The organism is Candidimonas sp. SYP-B2681 (assembly GCF_003971065.1).
Lineage (GTDB): Bacteria > Pseudomonadota > Gammaproteobacteria > Burkholderiales > Burkholderiaceae_B > Pollutimonas.
Genome location: NZ_RYDV01000006.1, coordinates 149,902 through 166,819, shown reverse-complemented (window position 1 = coordinate 166,819; position 16,918 = coordinate 149,902). Strand labels below are relative to the sequence as shown.

16 protein-coding genes are annotated in these 16,918 nt (G+C 56.1%); 9 read left to right on the top strand and 7 right to left on the bottom strand.

Going from position 1 to position 16,918, the window contains the following annotated elements:
• Positions 1–101 precede the first annotated feature (101 nt).
• On the bottom strand, positions 102–1,301 hold the full coding sequence (locus tag EKL30_RS13680) for an MFS transporter (RefSeq protein ID WP_126707789.1): 1,200 nt from the start codon (positions 1,299–1,301) through the stop codon (positions 102–104).
• A 151-nt stretch (positions 1,302–1,452) separates the two neighbouring features.
• Here EKL30_RS13680 and nadE point away from each other — a divergent pair, with 151 nt between their 5' ends.
• A complete protein-coding gene (gene nadE / locus EKL30_RS13675; protein WP_233583120.1) occupies positions 1,453–2,289 on the top strand; it encodes an ammonia-dependent NAD(+) synthetase in 837 nt (278 codons plus the stop codon).
• Positions 2,290–2,343: 54 nt separating this feature from the next.
• Here the strand turns inward: nadE and EKL30_RS13670 are convergent, their stop codons facing one another.
• The 4 genes from EKL30_RS13670 to EKL30_RS13655 all read right to left on the bottom strand — a co-directional run bounded on the left by EKL30_RS13670 (position 2,344) and on the right by EKL30_RS13655 (position 7,591).
• On the bottom strand, positions 2,344–3,891 hold the full coding sequence (locus tag EKL30_RS13670) for an acetolactate synthase large subunit (RefSeq protein WP_126707788.1): 1,548 nt from the start codon (positions 3,889–3,891) through the stop codon (positions 2,344–2,346).
• 54 nt (positions 3,892–3,945) lie between these two features.
• Positions 3,946–4,944: a tripartite tricarboxylate transporter substrate binding protein gene (locus tag EKL30_RS13665; RefSeq protein WP_126707953.1), complete on the bottom strand. Its 999-nt coding sequence runs from the start codon at positions 4,942–4,944 to the stop codon at positions 3,946–3,948.
• A 40-nt stretch (positions 4,945–4,984) separates the two neighbouring features.
• A complete protein-coding gene (locus EKL30_RS13660; protein WP_126707952.1) occupies positions 4,985–6,535 on the bottom strand; it encodes a gamma-glutamyltransferase family protein in 1,551 nt (516 codons plus the stop codon).
• Positions 6,536–6,622: 87 nt separating this feature from the next.
• Positions 6,623–7,591 carry a tripartite tricarboxylate transporter substrate binding protein gene (locus EKL30_RS13655; RefSeq protein ID WP_126707787.1) on the bottom strand — a complete coding sequence of 323 codons (969 nt, stop codon included), beginning with the start codon at positions 7,589–7,591 and terminating at the stop codon, positions 6,623–6,625.
• 153 nt (positions 7,592–7,744) lie between these two features.
• Between EKL30_RS13655 and EKL30_RS13650 the strand changes: the two genes are divergently transcribed.
• The 6 genes from EKL30_RS13650 (at position 7,745) to EKL30_RS13625 (ending at position 13,627) form a co-directional block, all read left to right on the top strand.
• The gene (locus EKL30_RS13650; protein WP_233583111.1) at positions 7,745–8,569 is read left to right on the top strand and encodes an IclR family transcriptional regulator; all 825 of its coding nucleotides are present in this window, start codon (positions 7,745–7,747) and stop codon (positions 8,567–8,569) included.
• A complete protein-coding gene (locus tag EKL30_RS13645) occupies positions 8,559–9,428 on the top strand; it encodes a LysR family transcriptional regulator (RefSeq protein ID WP_126707785.1) in 870 nt (289 codons plus the stop codon). Before EKL30_RS13650 ends, EKL30_RS13645 begins: the two co-directional genes overlap by 11 nt.
• Before the next feature lie 182 nt (positions 9,429–9,610).
• Positions 9,611–10,285, top strand: coding sequence for an RraA family protein (locus EKL30_RS13640; RefSeq protein ID WP_126707784.1), 675 nt, complete (start codon positions 9,611–9,613; stop codon positions 10,283–10,285).
• A 22-nt stretch (positions 10,286–10,307) separates the two neighbouring features.
• Positions 10,308–11,336, top strand: a complete 1,029-nt coding sequence (locus EKL30_RS13635; protein WP_126707783.1) for a hydroxyacid dehydrogenase — start codon at positions 10,308–10,310, stop codon at positions 11,334–11,336.
• Positions 11,337–11,360: 24 nt separating this feature from the next.
• Entirely contained in the window at positions 11,361–12,359 is a 999-nt protein-coding gene (locus EKL30_RS13630) for a tripartite tricarboxylate transporter substrate binding protein (RefSeq protein WP_126707782.1), read from the top strand.
• A gap of 53 nt (positions 12,360–12,412) precedes the next feature.
• Positions 12,413–13,627, top strand: a complete 1,215-nt coding sequence (locus tag EKL30_RS13625; protein WP_126707781.1) for an alpha-hydroxy acid oxidase — start codon at positions 12,413–12,415, stop codon at positions 13,625–13,627.
• A gap of 43 nt (positions 13,628–13,670) precedes the next feature.
• On the opposite strand, the gene EKL30_RS13620 is transcribed toward EKL30_RS13625, so the two are convergent.
• Positions 13,671–14,093 carry a PaaI family thioesterase gene (locus tag EKL30_RS13620; RefSeq protein ID WP_158618422.1) on the bottom strand — a complete coding sequence of 141 codons (423 nt, stop codon included), beginning with the start codon at positions 14,091–14,093 and terminating at the stop codon, positions 13,671–13,673.
• Between the two features lie 159 nt (positions 14,094–14,252).
• On the opposite strand from EKL30_RS13620, the gene EKL30_RS13615 reads away from it, so the two are divergent.
• Complete coding sequence (locus EKL30_RS13615; protein ID WP_126707779.1) at positions 14,253–15,239, top strand: tripartite tricarboxylate transporter substrate binding protein; 987 nt, start codon at positions 14,253–14,255, stop codon at positions 15,237–15,239.
• Between the two features lie 401 nt (positions 15,240–15,640).
• Positions 15,641–16,384: a sulfite exporter TauE/SafE family protein gene (locus EKL30_RS13610; protein WP_158618421.1), complete on the top strand. Its 744-nt coding sequence runs from the start codon at positions 15,641–15,643 to the stop codon at positions 16,382–16,384.
• Positions 16,385–16,407: 23 nt separating this feature from the next.
• Here EKL30_RS13610 and EKL30_RS13605 read toward each other — a convergent pair whose 3' ends face one another.
• Positions 16,408–16,905: a CinA family protein gene (locus tag EKL30_RS13605; RefSeq protein ID WP_126707777.1), complete on the bottom strand. Its 498-nt coding sequence runs from the start codon at positions 16,903–16,905 to the stop codon at positions 16,408–16,410.
• Between the last annotated feature and the right edge of the window lie 13 nt (positions 16,906–16,918).

The window sequence follows — 16,918 nt, the reverse complement described above, 5'->3', positions numbered from 1 at the left end:
TTCCGTCCCGGAATCAAACGTGAACGCCATGTCGAAGCAGCGGCATTACTGCCGTAAGGCAAGCAAAGCCGACAAACTGCACGTTCGCCATAGCGACCGGACTACTTGATGAAGGCCGCCCGGTCGCGTAATAGTAGCCACAGGCACAGGCCCGCAGGTACGATCAGCGACGCATAGGCCAAGCTGTAGCTGCCGAAAACCGTGGCGATCACCCCAAACAGAGGCGGCCCCACGACGACACCGAGAAAGGTCATGGACAACGTACCGCCGGTGGCAACGCTGGCCTGACCCGTGGGGGCCTGGCGTGCGACTTCAGCCAGGTACACGCCATTCCAGCCTACAGCACTGCTGCCAAACAGCGACAGCACTACGATAATGACGACTTTCGAATCCGTGTACTGCAGCAGGGCCGTCGCAACCGCGCAGACCGCGATCAAAACCGCAAGAACGGCCAGCATATTCGCCGAACCCAGAAATCGGTCGGCCATATAGCCCCACAGAAGCCGGCCCGCGACGCCGGCCGCCTGCGCGATGGCTAACGTAAAGCCTGCCACGATCAGCCCGATGCTCAGGTCTTCGTGTAAAAACGTGACCAGATAGGTGGTCAGGGACAGTTGTGTGATCGAAAAAAGGAAAGAGACTGCTGCCAGGATGGTCAGGCTACGATGGCTGAACACCAGCTTCAGGGGCGCGGTCAATCCGTTGCCAAAAGATAATCGCTGGCTGCGGTCTTTGTCGGCGTCGAGCGGGGCACATAACGGCTGGATAAGCGCAGCGCAAAGCATGGTCGCAGCGGCTACGGCCAGGAATGCGCCTTGCCAGCCAATCAGTTCGGCCAAGCTGGGGACGATTACGCCGGCCAGCACACCGCCTAGCGGCACGCCCGTTTGCTTGATGGAAAAGACGAGCGACATGCGATGTGCGGGAGTGCTGCGTACCAGCAAATGGGAACTGGAAGGTGTGATGGGGCCATAGCCCAGCCCGACCAGGACGGCCCCAATGGCCATCGCCAGCGCAGATTCAATCGTGCTCATGGCGACGCCTGTGGCGCATAGCATGAGGCCAATCTGGCTCATGCGGATTGCGCCAAACCGCCTGACCGCTCCTCCGGCCAGCAAACTGGCCGCCATTGCGCCTGCATAGGCCAAGGCAATGTACAAGCCGACGTAGGCGGGCGATATGCCCAGGGCCGCAGCGACCGAGGGGGCCACGACGGGAAGGGTCAGCAAGGCCATGGCGGCCAATGATTGGACCGTTAAGGTGGCAGCCAATACAACGGATGCCGAGGGGGTAGAGCTCATGACGCAAATCCTGTTTTAGGTCTCGGATTGAGTTGCGGATCATGCCGTCATGATGCCGTGGCCGGACTTTACTTCGCGTATCATAACCTTCTGCTGCAGGGCGGATCGCCCGACTCTTTTTTGTATTGAGACCAACCGGAAAGGACATATCGTGTTAACTCCCGAGCAACGCGCCACGCAGCGCGACATCATTACCGAACTTCGTGTAAGCAGCGCTTTCGATGCCAAGCAGGAAATTGAGCGCCGTACAAACTTTCTAGCCGATTACCTCATATCGACCGGGCATCATGCCCTTGTTCTGGGCATCAGCGGCGGAGTGGATTCCCTGCTCGGCGGCTTGCTGTCGCAACGCGCCGTGCAAACAGCACGCCAACGCGGTCATAAGGCCACATTTATTGCCATGCGCCTGCCTTACGGCGAGCAGCGAGACGAGCATGACGCCCAGGCATGTATCGATGTCATTAAGCCTGACGAGATCGTTAAGGTGAACATCAAGCCGGCAAGCGACGCCATGCTTGCGAAGCTGCTCGAAGGCGAGGTGGAGTTTCGTGATGTCGCCCACCAGGACTTTCTATTGGGCAACATCAAAGCGCGACAGCGCATGATCGCCCAGTATGCCGTGGCCGGCGCGCACAGCGGATTGGTGGTGGGTACCGATCACGCCGCCGAGGCCCTGATGGGCTTCTTCACTAAATTCGGAGACGGCGCCGCCGACATCACGCCTTTGGCTGGGCTGGTGAAACGCCGGGTGCGGGCACTGGCGCAAACAATGGGGGCGCCGGACAAACTGGTCTTCAAGGTGCCGACTGCCGATCTGGAAACCTTGGCGCCTTTGAAGCCGGATGAAGATGCCTTCGGCATGACCTACGACGAGATCGACGACTTCCTGGAGGGCAAAGACGTTGCGGAAAAGGTGTACGACGTTGTGTTGCGAACGTACCGGAATACCGCGCACAAGCGTGCCTTGCCGGTGGCTCCGTCTGCCTAGAGTGTCTGAAACGGCGGCAAATGCCGCCGTGCTTTCTTTTTGCAGGTCTGGTCGCTAGATCACCGCTTCGATCAGAAACGGGCCCTTGCGCGCGAGTGCCGAGCGCAACAGGTCGGCGAAGCCGGTGGCATCGGTGGCGCGGGCCGCCTCGACGCCGGCGGCCTTGGCCATATGTACCCAATCGAAGGTGGGGTTATCCAGATCCAGCATCCGGCGAGCATTGCGCCCCGGTTCGCCAGCGCCGACCATTTTCAATTCGTTGTGCAGAATGGCATAACTGCGGTTCGCGAAAATGATGGTGATGACGTCAAGTTGCTCGCGGGCCTGGGTCCATAGGCCTTGCAAGGTATACATGCCACTGCCGTCGGCCTGCATCAGTATGACTTTTCGGTCGGGGCAGGCCACGGCTGCGCCGGTAGCCATGGGGATGCCAATACCGATTGCACCACCGGTAATCTGCAAAAAATCGTGAGGTGCTGCACCAAAGGTAGATTTGAACGAATCACGTCCGGAACTGACCGATTCATCACAAATAATGGCGTTTTCAGGGCTTAGCACGCCGATGGTCTGAATAATGGCCGCGGCGTTCAGTGCTCCGGTGGGTAATTGCGTTGCTGTGCGCTCCGACGTGAACGGAACGATGGTACTGTCGGCGCCTACCGCGTCGGCGAGCGCTTCCAGTGCCTGGCCCAGATCGTCGCCGGCGCGGGTCAGTGGGATGTTTTGGCAACTGTCGGGCACGAGTACACCGGGTTTGCCGGGATAGGCAAAAAACGCCACTGGTACCTTGGCGCCGATCAGTATCAGTTGCTCTGTGCCTTCGAGCGCCTTAAGGGCAAGGTCGACGCTGAAAGGTATGCGGTCGATCATGACACGCCCGGCGCCGCGTTCGACTCGCGCGTTGGATTGCTGAGCCATCAGGCGCGCGCCGGTCTTAATAGCGATGCGGCTGGCGGTTTCCAGCGCCTTGCCGCGCAAGGCTTTGCCTGATAGCAAAATGACGGTTTTGCGGCCGTTGCGCAAGGCTGCGGCCGCCGCCTGCAACGCGTCTGAATCGACTGGGGCCAGTGCCGCAACCGCAGCGCGCTGTATGGCCGCCGGAGCGTTCGCCCAGGCAGCATCGGCGGGCAGTATCAGTGTTGCGATGCCACCAGGGCCGCTGCGGGCGGCTTCAACCGCCGCTGCAGCCGATGGGGAAACGTCGTCGGACGACTGTATGCGGTGTACCCAGTTGGACATCGGCCGGGCCAGGCTTTCAATGTCGCTGGTCAGCGGGGCGTCGTATTGCAGATGATGGGTCGCATGGTCCCCAACGATGTTGATCATCGGGGTGTTGGCGCGACGCGCATTATGAATGTTGGCAAGGCCATTGGCCAGGCCGGGACCAAGGTGAAGTAGCGTTGCGGCGGGTTTGTCGGCCATGCGCGCATAACCGTCGGCGGCCCCGGTGACGACCCCTTCGAATAGGCCCAGAATGCAGCGCATCTGGGGTTTCTTGTCCAGGGCCGCTACAAAATGCATTTCCGATGTACCGGGATTCGCAAAACATACATCAACATCGTTCGCCAATAACGTGTCGCAAAGACTATCTGCACCATTCATGGGTAAAACCTTTCGTTTCTGATGGATTAAAAGTGGATCGATGACAAGCTGGAATTACTGCGTCTTGATGTCGCGGTCTTTGACCAGCTTGCCCCAGCGCTCGCGTTCTTTGCGCTCGAAAGCCGCCAGGTCATCGCCGACCAGCGTGCCTGCCTGTGCGCCCATGGCGATGTATTTCGCCTGTAGTTCCGGGGAAGCCAGGGCTTCTTTTGCAGCACCGATCAATTTGTCGACGGCTTCTTTAGGTGTGCCTTTAGGCGCGTAAAGCGCAAACCAGGCGGTTACGTCGACGCTTGGATAGCCGGACTCGGCAACCGTGGGGATATCAGGGGCGGATGGGGACCGCTTAGCCGAGGTAACCGCAATTCCACGAATTTTGGATCCGTCTTTGACCTGCGCCAAGGTGCTGGGTAAATTGTCTATCAGTATGGAGACCTGGCCGCCGATCAGGGCGGGCATGGACGCCGAAACCCCTTTGAAGGGAATGTGCAGCATCTCGATACCAGCGACTTGTTCGAGGTAGGCGCCGGTCAGGTGAACCGATGAGCCGACGCCGGGCGTGGCGTAAGTCAGCTTGGAATCTTTCGCCGCCTTTGCCGCATCGACCAAATCCTTCAGGTTCTTGATGTCCGATTTTGCATTGACCGCAAGAATATTGGGTGTGGTCACGACCAGCGCAATAGGCTCAAAATCCTTTTCGGGATTGAAGGACATGTCTTTGTAAAGGAACTGATTGATGGCTTGTGTGCCTATCGTTCCCATACCTATGGTGTAGCCGTCGGGCTTGGCCCGCGCAACGACGCCCATGCCAATGTTGCCGCCCGCACCTGCGCGATTCTCGACAACGATGGTTTGCCCCAATTTGGCTTCCATGGCCTGGGCTATGGTGCGGGCTGCGATATCAGTCGTGCCCGCGGGGGGGAAAGGCACAACCAGGGTGATGGGCTTATCGGGGTAGGCAGCGGCGTGCGCCGTCATCACCGTTGCCAGCGTGGCGAGTGTGGCATACGCCAAACGTTTAAGCGCGTTTCCGCCTCGGGGCGTGTGTTTCATTATCATCGTTGTCTCCTCTTTTGCTGCATTATGGGTCGGTTTAGTATCCGACTGCTTGCCCGTCTCGACGGGGATCTGATGCGGCGATATAACCGCCATGTTCTTGACGCAGAATCACTTGCGCGGCGCCGAAGTCCAGGCTGTCGGGGCTTTGCGGCTCGATACGATGGCCGGCGGCTTGCAAGACTTCAAGTGTCGACGTGGGGACACGCGATTCAAGCATTACCCGCGGGCCGGGCTCTACGCGAAACCTTGGTGCATCGATTGCCGCCTGGGGGTTGCGCTGCAAGTCCACCAGTTGTTGCATCATCTGTACGTGACCCTGAGCCTGCATGTTGCCGCCCATGACCCCAAAGCTGGCGAAAGGTTGGCCCTTGCGTGTGATGAAAGCGGGAATAATGGTGTGCATAGGGCGCTTGTTCGGTGCGACCTGGTTGCGGTGACCCGGAATCAATGAAAAATTGCGGCCGCGATTATGCAGCGCGATGCCGGTGTCGGGCACGACCACGCCCGATCCGAAACCGTGATAATTCGATTGAATGAAGGACACCATCATGCCACTGCTGTCGGCGGCAGTAAGGTAGACCGTGCCTCCTTGTTCCGGCAAGCCGGCAATAGGTGTAGCGGCGCGCTTGTGGTCAATCAGCGCTGCGCGACGGCGCAAATAGGCAGGGTCCAACATTTGCGCGGTCAGGTCGCCCATGCCGATGGGGTCGGCAACATGCTGGTGCAGATCGGCGAAGGCCAGTTTCATTGCCTCGATTGGCAGGTGGAATAAACCAATGGGGTCGTCGGCCTGCGGTGGGTCGAAGGTGTCGAGCATGCCCAGGGCCATCAGCGCGGCAATGCCTTGTCCATTCGGAGGCAACTCATGCAGCAGGTAGTCGCCCCGATACTGCATGGCGATGGGTTCTACCCAATCGCAGGAATTGTTCTGTAGATCGGCAGCGACCATTGTGCCGCCGGTTTGCGCGGCAAACGCGGAAATCCGGTCGGCCAGTTCGCCTTCGTAGAAATCTCGGCCCAGTGTGTCGGCAATGCGTTGAAGGGTGCGGGCCTGTGCGGGAAAGCGCCAGATATCGCCGGCCGTGGGCGCAGCCCCATTAGGAAGAAACGCTTCCGCGAAACCGGGTTGGTCTTTAAGACGCGGCGCTTGTGTTGCCCACTGCCGTGCAATAACCGGCGATACGGCAAAACCGTTAGTTGCGTAGCCGATGGCGGGTTCGAACAAGCTGGCAAAGGGCAGATTTCCGAAGCGCTTGGAAAGCTCGGCCCAGCCGGCGACCTGGCCCGGAACCGTGACCGTATCCCAGCCTAATTCCGGCATCGCATCGCGGCCCGCGAAACGTTCCGGTGTCCAGGCCGCTGGCGCACGGCCCGACGCATTCAGCGCATGTAGTTGACCTTGATCCCACACCAATGCAAAGGCGTCACCACCAATGCCGTTCATGACGGGCTCGACGACCGTCAGCGTAATGGCTGCCGCCAGGGCGGCGTCGATGGCGTTTCCGCCCGCCAAAAGCATACGTAAACCAGCTTGGGCAGCCAGGGGCTGCGACGTGCTTACGGCGTTGGGCGCCAGTACAGGCATGCGTTGGCTTTGGTTGGGGAAATTCCAGAATAAGTTGGATGACACAGGGTGACTCTCTGTAGAAGTTAAGGCGGATAAAAGCGTGTGTTATTGAACGGTGATGTTGGCGCGCTTGACTAACGCATCGATAACAGGGCTTTCGGTACGAATCTGCTTGGCCAAAGCTTCGGCTGAGCCATCGCCCGGTTCAATACCCATATCAAGCAAGCGTTGACGCACAGCGCTGTCTTTCAAAGCGGCTTGCAGTGCCTTGCGCAATGTGTCGGTAACGACCTCGGGTGTGCCTTGTGGGGCGACCAGGCTGAACCATGCTGTCATTTCGAAGTTGGGATAGCCCAGTTCGCTGATCGTGGGAAGTTCGGGTAGGGACGACAATCGCTTTTTGCTCGTGATGGCCAGAACGTCGACTTTGTCGCTTTTGGCCTGAGGCATGCCGGTGGCGACCATATCAAAGAACAGGTCGATATCGCCGCCTATCAGCTGTGGCAGAGCCTGGGTCGACCCCTTGAAGGGCACGTGCAGCATTTTGATGTCGGCCACTTGCTGGAAATATTCAGCGGCCAAATGCGACGAGGTGCCAGCACCGAAGGAAGCAATGCTTAGCGTGCTGGGGCTCTTCTTGGCAAATGCTACGACGTCTGCAACGTTGTTGAATTTATGTTTCTTGCTGGCAAGCAGAACCATGGGGCCGATGCCTATCATGCCGATGGGCGCGAAAGCGTCGGGGTCGTACGATAGCGTCTTGTACAAGTAGCGATTGGTGACCAATGTGGAGTTGGTGGCGAGTAAAACGGTATAGCCATCGGGCTTTTCGCGCGCGGCATACGATGCGCCTATTGTGGTGGCCGCGCCCGCCCTGTTTTCCACGATCAAAGACTGCCCCAAGGTCTTCCCCATATGCTCAGTGAGGACCCTGGTCAGTGCGTCGGTGGCACCTCCGGCGGGAAACGGGGTCACGACGGTAATCGGACGTTCGGGAAATGGGGCAGCGCTTGCAACGTTGACCAGAGTGGCAAGTACGGCAGTTGCCAAGATTCGAGCACCGGCTTTGATCATTTTGTCTCCATATCTGTTTTATGTGCAGTTCGTGGATAAAGACTTTCTTGTCAGCGGAGTATTGAGTCCCGTACAATGGAATTCAGTTTCACTCTAATAACCAATATAGAAGCAGTCGGCCAGGAATGCAAACCTTTTTCCAGAAATACCTTAATGCCTACTGATACCAGCGCTACCGGGCAAGCGCATGGGCGACCGGCCCGCCGCAAGCGGCAAGCGCTACAGACGAGCGAGACATCGCCCGATTTTGTCGAGGCTCTGGCGCGCGGCTTACGCGTCATGCGCTGTTTCGGGCCAGGCGTTAAAACGTTGGGAAATCTGGATCTGGCTACATTAACGGGATTGCCTAAATCCACAATCAGCCGCATCGTCTACACCCTGACCGCCATGGGGTACTTGCGCTATCACCCTGATACCGGGCGATATTCGCCGGGCTACGGGGTACTGGCCCTGGGCTTTGGGTTGCTGGCCAATCTTGAAGTGCGGCAGCTAGCACGACCGCTGATGGAAGAATTGGCTCAGGCGACCGGCGCGGCCGTGGCGCTGGGGGCGTTCGACGGGCAGGCGATGACTTATGTCGAGGCTATACATGGCTCATCTGCCTTGTATTTGCGTTTGCCCGTAGGCCATAGGCTGGGGCCTGACAGTGCGATGGGACGTGCGTATATGGCGGCTTTGCCAGCGGCCGAGCGTGACGTCGTGCTGGCCAGTTTCGAGGGGCAGGCCGTTGCGCCTGACGTCCTCGAACAGGCTGGCCGCGACTTAAGTGAAACGGGTTGTTGTTTCGCCATCGGCGACTGGCAGCAAGGTATCAACGCCGTGGCCGCGCCTTTTGCAACCATTACGGGTGAAGGATTCTTTGTGATGAGTTGTGGCGGACCTGCCGGTGTATTGCCCGAAGAACGCCTGCGGGGCGAGGTAGCAGGCATGCTGCGGGAAACGGTGAAGAAGCTATCGCAGGCATCGCATGAATACTGATTATTTGGAAAGCTTCGTTAAGGTGGTCGAGTACAAGTCGATTGCGGAGGCGGCGCGGCGCCTAAATATTACTTCTGGGGCGGTTGCTGCAAGAATAAAAAACCTGGAAGAAGAGCTTGAGTCGACTCTAATCCTACGCTCAGGTCAAACGGTAAAGCCGACCGAAGCAGGGATGCGCATTTACGAAGGCGCCAAGGCGCTCATCCAAAATGCCAGGGATTTGCACGCTATTGCGAGTACGGGCTCGTTAGATGGTGAATTCAAGCTCGGTGTTTTTCCCTCTGCATTGACCACGCATTTACCCGTATTAATGGAAAAATTTTGCCAGACTTATCCACGGCTATCCATTTATATAGCCTATGGCGTATCCGCCGAACTGTACCGGAAGGTTCATGATGGCCAACTCGATATTGCCATTGTCATTGAGCCGCCCTTTGCGTTAAGCAAGACATGTGTATGGCAGCCCTTGCAGGAGGAGCCTTTGATAGTGATCGCACCCCCGGTCTTGGGTGGACGGGACGCGCATGACCTGTTACTTTCTGAGCCCTTTATAAGATATGACCGCGCGGCCCATAGCGGAAAATTGGTCGATCGTTATTTGAAGGATAACAACATCGTTCCAAATCAAAGACTGGAAATCGATAGCCTACTGACAATAGTCTCCTTAGTGGAACGTGGGGTGGGAGTATCTCTCGTGCCCGACTCCTTTTCAATCTGGTATCAGACGAGCGGCATCGTTAAAATTCCGTTGCCCGAAAGGACGCCAATTAGACGGATCGGTTTAGTCTGGGCGAAGCATGGGCCCCGTACCGCTCTGGTGGAAGCTTTGGTTCAGCATGCTAAAGAAGTATTCGGCTAAGGCCGCTGCTAAAAGCAATTCTTTTGGCACTAGACAGCAGAATTATTATGCTCCGATAACCGTTTCCACTACTAGAATTCATCCAGTTCTGTTCCGTGGCGGTTGATAGCAAAGCCGTGTTCTTGCCTCTCAAAACGGAACAATCCATAGATCAATAAATAATTCACGGGTGGGTTACGACTATGCTGGGTTTTCGGATATTAGAGCTTAAACGTCGCGTCGACGAGCGCTGGGTGAACAAGTTTCGCGAGATTCCAGTAGCGAATATCAGTGACGTCATGACGCGATTAACCGCCGGCGGGGCCAGCCTGCGCCCCATGCATGCAATAGGAAAACTCTCGGGCCCGGCGTTTACGGTAAAGACACGTCCCGGCGACAATTTGATGGTGCATAAGGCTTTAGCGATGGCGCAGCCAGGCGATGTCATTGTTGTTGATGCCGGAGGCGATCTCAGCAATGCGATCATCGGCGAAATCATGACGAGTACGGCGCAGAAGCGCGGCATCGCAGGCATAGTCATTAACGGCGCCATCCGCGACGTGGGCACTATCGGCAAAGGCGATTTCCCCGTATACGCGGCTGGCGTCACTCATCGGGGGCCCTATAAAGATGGGCCTGGCGAAATAAACGTTCCGATCAGCCTGGGCGGAATGATTATCGAGCCTGGCGACCTGATCGTTGGCGACGAAGACGGCTTGTTGAGCATTCCATTTGATCATGTGGAAAGTATTTATGCTGCAGCCCACGCCAAGAACCAGGTCGAAGAAAAAATGCTCACAGATATTGCCAACGACACCTTGGACATATCGTGGATAGACGCATCTTTGGTCCGTCTTAAATGTGAATTTGTGCGTTAGCCCTCGCTTCCATTGAGCCAATATGACTATTACTCTGAAAAAAGTGGTCAGACTGAATCTGTGGACCGATTCTGTTTTCGACGAAATTTTGGGCGCAAGCGCGAATGTCAGCCTGAAGGTTTTAAATATCGGTGATTCGCCGGACATCAATTGGCCCCATTTGAGCCAGGCTGATATCTACCATATTTCAGCAGCAAAGGACGAGGTGCCGCCTACCTGGCTCGTCACGCAAGAGCTGATACAACGCTGTCCCAATCTAGTGTGTGTTTCCACCTCGGGAGCAGGGTACGACACCGTCGATGTGCGAGCATGCACGGAAGCCGGTATTGCGGTGATGAACCAAGCGGGTGGCAATGCCAATTCAGTCGCTGAACATACCATTGGGCTGATGCTCGCCGTGTTGCGACGCATCGTGGAGTCAGATATCAGGCTCAAAAGGGATACGGGATTCTCGCGCGAGGACCTGATGGGCCACGAACTGAATGGCAAGGTCCTGGGCCTTGTTGGGCTGGGTCACATAGGAACGCGGACAGCTCAGCTTGCCGCTGCATTTGGCATGCGGGTGCTGGCATACGATCCTTACCTAGACGAGTCGCTTATTTCAGCGCGGGGCGCGCAATCTGTTTCACTTGAAGAACTCTTGGCATCCAGCGATATCGTCTCACTTCATTGCCCTCGTACTCACGAGACCAACGGCTTGTTTGGCGCGGACGTGTTTAAGAAAATGAAACGGGGCGCCTACTTCATATCGACAGCCCGTGGGGGCATTCATGATGAGTCGGCCTTATACGATTCTTTGGCTTCGGGTCACCTAGGAGGGGCGGGCCTCGACGTTTGGCTGATAGAGCCGCCACCCGCCGATCATCCTTTACTGAGTTTGAGCAACGTGGTCTCGACTTATCACACAGCGGGCGTGACTCATGAAGGGAGGAAGAACGTGGCGAGAATGGCTGCCGAACAAATCCTGGAAGTTTGTCATGGGCAAGCGCCGGCTCGCCTTATTAATAAAGAGGTTTTACCGAATTTTTTAGCGCGGCTCAATATTTTGTAGTCCATCATAAGACTGGAGACATACATGAATCAAAATTCTAAAACAATGATTAGCCGAAAACTGATAGCGCTTGGCGTAATGGCGTGTGCGCTGTCTATTGGCTCACTGCTGCCCGTGGCTCAGGCAGCCTATCCCGAACGCCCCATTAATATGGTGGTGTCCTACGGTCCAGGCGGTGGCACAGACCTGGTTGCGCGCGCTATCGCGCCCTACATTGAAAAATATTTGGGCAATGGAGCACGCATCGTCGTACTTAATCGTCCTGGCGCGGGTGGTGCTATTGGATTCGGCGAGGTCGCACGCGCAAAGCCAGATGGTTACACCATAGGTTTTTTGAACACGCCCAACATGATTACCATTCCTATTGAGCGAAAAAGTCAGTTCCACTGGACAGACTTTGATCTTATCGGGAACTTAATCGATGATCCCGACAGCTTCGCGGTTAATAGCAAGGGGAATATTAAATCGCTTAAGGATCTGGTCGACTACGCGAAGGCCAATCCGGGCAAAGTCACCGTTGGCACGACTGGTGTAGGTTCCGACGACCATCTTGCCATGCTATTGTTTCAGAAGGGGACTGGTACGAAAATGACCCACGTTCCCTACAAAGGAGCAGGCGAAGTGCGCAGCGCGATATCAAGCGGCGAAATCATGGTCGCTGCTATGAACATTGGCGAAGTTCTTGCCTACATAAAGGGCGGATCACCGATGCTGGACCTTGGTGTAATGGGCGAGCAACGTGCGGACCTGGCTCCCGATTTACCCACATTCAAAGAGCAAGGTCACAACATAATTATGGCGTCTTTGCGCGGTATCGGCGCGCCGAAAGGGTTGCCTGCGGACGTTTCCGCGAAGCTTGTTGGGGCAGTCCAGCAGGCTGTGAACGATCCGGGATTTCGTGACCAGGCCAAAAAGCTATTCGTCCCTTTACGCTACCTGCCTCCCAGCGACTACAAAGCCGAGCTCGAAGCGAATGAGAAACTGTTCAAAAAATTCTGGGAAGAGACTCCTTGGTCTGAATAGAAGTCCTGCGACCGTCATTTCAAACCATACTCTACTTTAATGAACCAACAATTATGTATTCCAAGAAAAGACTTGAGCGACTTTTGTGTCTTGATGATTTCGAGGTAGAGGCGCAAAAGTTTTTGCCCAAGTCGATTTTTGGTTATGTATCGGGCGCGACCGAAACCAACTCCTCATTTCACGACAACCGTGCGGTATTCGCCGAACTGGGATTTGTGCCACGCGTGTTATCCGACGTCTCGAAGGTGAATACCGAAGTTACTTTATGGGGAGACACGTACTCGTCGCCCGTCGGTATCGCGCCAATGGGGCTGAGCGCCATATCGGCATATCGGGGCGACTGCGTGCTGGCAGAGTCCGCTCTTGGCAAGAATGTACCGATGATCATGAGCGGCTCTTCTTTGACGCGCCTGGAAGATGTCGCCACCATCGGAAAAAACGTATGGTTTCAAGCCTATTTGCCAGGCCGTGATGATCAAATTATTAGCTTGATCGAACGCGTAGCCGCTGCGGGATACGAGAAATTGGTTATCACCGTTGATACGCCGGTAGCGGCGAATAGGGAAAACAATATTCGTGCCGGTTTCTCAACGCCCTTACGACCCACAATGAAGCTGATGTTGGATGGAATCCGTCACCCTGGATGGACCATAGGTACTCTTCTACGCACTGTGTATAACAGCGGGATCCCCCACTTCGAAAATAATTACGCTAGCCGGGGTGTACCTATTATTTCGCGCAACGTATTGCGAGATTTTTCCGACCGGGGGCATCTTAATTGGGATCATTTGCGCCTAATAAGAAAGCTTTGGGCTGGCAAACTAATTGTGAAAGGCATCATCGCGACCGAGGATGCGAGGCTGGCTGTAGCCAACGGCGTCGATGGCATCATTGTGTCGAATCATGGCGGTCGCCAACTGGATGGCACCGTGTCTCCCTTGCGTGTGCTTCCAGAAATCGTGGAGGCCTGTCCCACAATACCTATCATGATGGACAGTGGAATCAGGCGCGGTACGGACGTCTTGAAATCGCTCGCCCTCGGCGCCAAGTTCGTATTTGTCGGCCGGCCATTCGGATACGCGGCCGCAATAGGCGGAAAAAGGGGCGTGGACCATGCTTTGGATCTGCTTTGCGCCGAGGTTAGGCGCAATACGGCAATGCTCGGTCTTACGGACGTAAATAGTATTACCAAACACAGTATTCGAGCCTTATCGAGTAGCAGCGTTTTCTTTCAGCGGCTTGACCCTTACAGCGCGTCCGTAAGCTAGTGCTGGACCGCGAGTGATACGGGTATGGCTCTATCGGGGCCAGCTAGCGTCCGCCCTTGCGTTCCACGATGGCAAACACGCCACTCGCCCGAAAGATTTTTTCTTCATTTACGTACAGGAAACAATCGGCGAACGCCATTCGCCGCCCTTGTTTCTGTATTGACGCCCGCGCCACGACCCAGTCGCCTATTTTTGCGGCTTTGAAGAACTCGCTGGTCAGGCTTACGGTGACTGTACCGACTTCGTCGCCATAGGCGTCGGCGACAGCGTCACCAAGGGCGCTGTCGGCAATTGTGACCAGCAGGCCACCGTGAGTGATGCCACGAAGATTTCTGTGCTTGTTAGAAATACGTAGCGCCAATTCGATCTGTTTGCCGTTTTCTACTTTTTCATAGAAAGGGCCGCATAGATTGGTGAATTCGCTGTTATGGTGGCGCTCGCGATAGCCGTCTGGAATGTCTGTCATTGGAATGCTCATGTTGCAAAAGGGCTGGTTCAGCCAGCCGTGATCATATCGCTATAGCGGCCTGGATGAAAATCGCAAGTTGCGCGCCGGGTGTCCAATGCTAAGCTAAGGCGCTGACAGAAGCTGTTTATTAACAAGTAATCAGGGAGAGACAAAATAATGATCAAAGCCAACACGACACGAAAAACCACGTTTGCTGCGCTGATGATAAGCGGTATTGTGGCAGCCGCTTCCAACGTGCCTGCGCAGGCTGCCGCATGGCCCGAGAAACCTATCGAGGTGATCGTCCCGTATACCCCGGGCGGGTCCACCGACACCGTGTCTCGTGTCGTGATGAAACGCCTTTCTGAACGTCTGGGCCAGCCGGTCGTCATTTCCAACAAGCCGGGTGCAAACAGCACCATCGGCACCGCCACAGCCGCCAAGGCCAAGCCCGACGGCTATACCTTTGTGATGGTGTTGGCCGCCTATACCGTAAACCCGCATCTGTATAAGCTGAATTATTCCTTCAAAGACTTCGAACCCATCTCGCATGTGGCCGATCTGCCCTTGTTTTTGTTCGTCAGCGATAAGCTGCCCGTCAAAACGGTGGCTGAACTTGTGGATTACGGGAAAAAGCATCCAGACACACTCACCTATGCGTCGAGCGGTGCGGGCTCCAGTGCGCACTTAACAGGCGCCAATTTCGGTTTGCAAGCGGGTCTGGCCATGACCCATATTCCCTATAAAGGCAGCGCCCCGATACTCACCGACTTGCTTAGCGGTCAGGTGTCCATGGTGTTTGACCCGATTCTGGTTCCAATGCAATACGTGAAGCAGGGCAAACTGAAGGCGTTGGCGATTACTTCTGCAAAGCGTTGGGATGATGAACCCAATATTCCCACCATGGGCGAGGCGGGCTTCCCGGGCTTCGAAATGAATTCGTGGGCGGCCTTGCTGGCCCCAGCCGGCACGTCAAAAGACATCGTCGACCGCGTATCGAAAGAGATCGCTGAAATTGTTCAGGAACCAGAGGTAAAGAAAACGTTCAAGGATTCCGGCTTCGTGCCAGTCGGTAGCACTCCGGCAGACCTGAGCAAGCTTATTCAAAAAGACACAGTCATGTATGGCGAAATCATCAAGAAAGCCAATATCAAGTTGAATTGATGCGGGGCTGATAGCAAAGCGCCCCGCGGTCCTTTACGGAACCGCAGGGCAACGAAACACCATGTTGGCGCCTTCGGGCGCCTTAATTTTTTACTTCTGCCGCCGGGGTGTCGTCGACGTGCTGCGTGGAAGAATGGAGTATTCCACTTTGGGCTGGTCGCCGGTCAGGGTGTGCAGGAACGCGGTGATCGCTTTCCCCTCATGACGCCGAACGGAAAATAGCCTTGTCCGCCGACGTTGACGCCAGGGAAGCCAGGACACACAGCCTCTATTTCGCCCTATCGTTCGAGGTCTGAAGCGCTCGAGTCGTCTCCGATATGGTCAGCGCACCTATCGCGTCGACGACTATAATCTCGAACCGTCAATTCCAACAGCTCCTCTTTCGATTCATTGGACATACCTTGCAGATCGGATTCCTGGTATTAATCGCATTTTCCGTGCTGGGCACGTCATTCCTTTCCGGAGTATTCGGCATGGCCGGCGGGATGGTGCTAATGGGCATCCTGATTGCCTTTCTGCCCGTACCGGCTGCCATGGTTCTGCATGGCACCGCGCAGATGACGTCCAATGGCTGGCGCGCCATTATGTGGCGGCGTAATGTGCATTTCCGGATTTTCGCCCGTTATATTGCTGGCCTGCTGGTGGCCGCCGCCATGTTTTCGTTCATGGCGTTTGTCCCCGACAAGGCCTTTGTGCTGATCGCCCTGGGCATCATCCCGTTTTTGGCTGTCCTGGTGCCGGCGAAGTTCGTTCCGCAAGTAAACCGCCGTTTCGGGGCAGAACTGTGCGGCTTCCTGAATACCGTAATGCAGTTTATTGCTGGCGTTTCAGGGCCACTGCTTGATGTGTTCTTTGTGCGCAATCAGATGGACCGGCGAACCATCGTGGCGACCAAAGCCGCATGTCAAACGTTCTCACACATGGCCAAGCTGGTGTATTTCACCAGTATTTTGGGCGACGAGGTCCAGGCCGATGAATGGGCCATGGGCATTGCCGTGGTGATGGCCATCATGGGCACCAGCCTTAGCAAACTGGTACTCGAACGGCTTACCGACCATCAGTTCCGGCGCTGGACGCAATGGATAGTCATGACGATTGGCGCGGTGTATCTGGCCCAGGGCTTCTATGTGCTGTGGTCGCGCTAGTTCAGGCGGCCGTTAAGGCTTGCTTACTGCTTCCGTAGCTGCGAGAAGTAATGCGGGATGCGCTCAAGGGCGTATTCCGCGCTGGCCTGCCGGATCGACGTTCTATCGCCCGAGAAACGACACGTTTCGCTGAATACGACGGGCGGACCTCCGGCCCCATTGGGCTGGAACGCCCACGCAAAGCATTGGGTTCCTGCCGGAACGGCGTCATCGGTATTATCGGTGACGCCGGTGTTGGAAACCGCGACATTGGCACGGCTCTTTCCTAAAGCGCCTTCGGCCATTTCCCGTGCAATCTCTTCGCTGGTCAAATTGAATTCGTCCAGCGTTTCTTGCTTGACCGCTACGCAGTTCTTCTTGGCGTCGGGCGAGTACACGACAAATGCACAGTCGAGCAGTTCACCCGCGCCTGGAATATCAGCCAGTGTCGCGGCGATGAGTCCTGCCGTGCATGATTCGGCCGTGACCAGCATTAACGATTCGGACCTCATGAAGTCTGCCACTTTCTCGATGCTTGCCATGCTGTCCCCTTGT

Coding starts and splice junctions, on each gene's coding strand:
- EKL30_RS13635 (WP_126707783.1), top strand. CDS start 10,308: ATGACTATTACTCTGAAAAAAGTGGTCAGACTGAATCTGTGGACCGAT.
- EKL30_RS13680 (WP_126707789.1), bottom strand. CDS start 1,301: ATGAGCTCTACCCCCTCGGCATCCGTTGTATTGGCTGCCACCTTAACG.
- EKL30_RS13660 (WP_126707952.1), bottom strand. CDS start 6,535: ATGCCTGTACTGGCGCCCAACGCCGTAAGCACGTCGCAGCCCCTGGCT.
- EKL30_RS13605 (WP_126707777.1), bottom strand. CDS start 16,905: ATGGCAAGCATCGAGAAAGTGGCAGACTTCATGAGGTCCGAATCGTTA.
- EKL30_RS13655 (WP_126707787.1), bottom strand. CDS start 7,591: ATGATCAAAGCCGGTGCTCGAATCTTGGCAACTGCCGTACTTGCCACT.
- EKL30_RS13665 (WP_126707953.1), bottom strand. CDS start 4,944: ATGAAACACACGCCCCGAGGCGGAAACGCGCTTAAACGTTTGGCGTAT.
- EKL30_RS13625 (WP_126707781.1), top strand. CDS start 12,413: ATGTATTCCAAGAAAAGACTTGAGCGACTTTTGTGTCTTGATGATTTC.
- EKL30_RS13645 (WP_126707785.1), top strand. CDS start 8,559: ATGAATACTGATTATTTGGAAAGCTTCGTTAAGGTGGTCGAGTACAAG.
- EKL30_RS13650 (WP_233583111.1), top strand. CDS start 7,745: ATGCCTACTGATACCAGCGCTACCGGGCAAGCGCATGGGCGACCGGCC.
- EKL30_RS13630 (WP_126707782.1), top strand. CDS start 11,361: ATGAATCAAAATTCTAAAACAATGATTAGCCGAAAACTGATAGCGCTT.
- EKL30_RS13615 (WP_126707779.1), top strand. CDS start 14,253: ATGATCAAAGCCAACACGACACGAAAAACCACGTTTGCTGCGCTGATG.
- EKL30_RS13670 (WP_126707788.1), bottom strand. CDS start 3,891: ATGAATGGTGCAGATAGTCTTTGCGACACGTTATTGGCGAACGATGTT.
- EKL30_RS13620 (WP_158618422.1), bottom strand. CDS start 14,093: ATGACAGACATTCCAGACGGCTATCGCGAGCGCCACCATAACAGCGAA.
- EKL30_RS13640 (WP_126707784.1), top strand. CDS start 9,611: ATGCTGGGTTTTCGGATATTAGAGCTTAAACGTCGCGTCGACGAGCGC.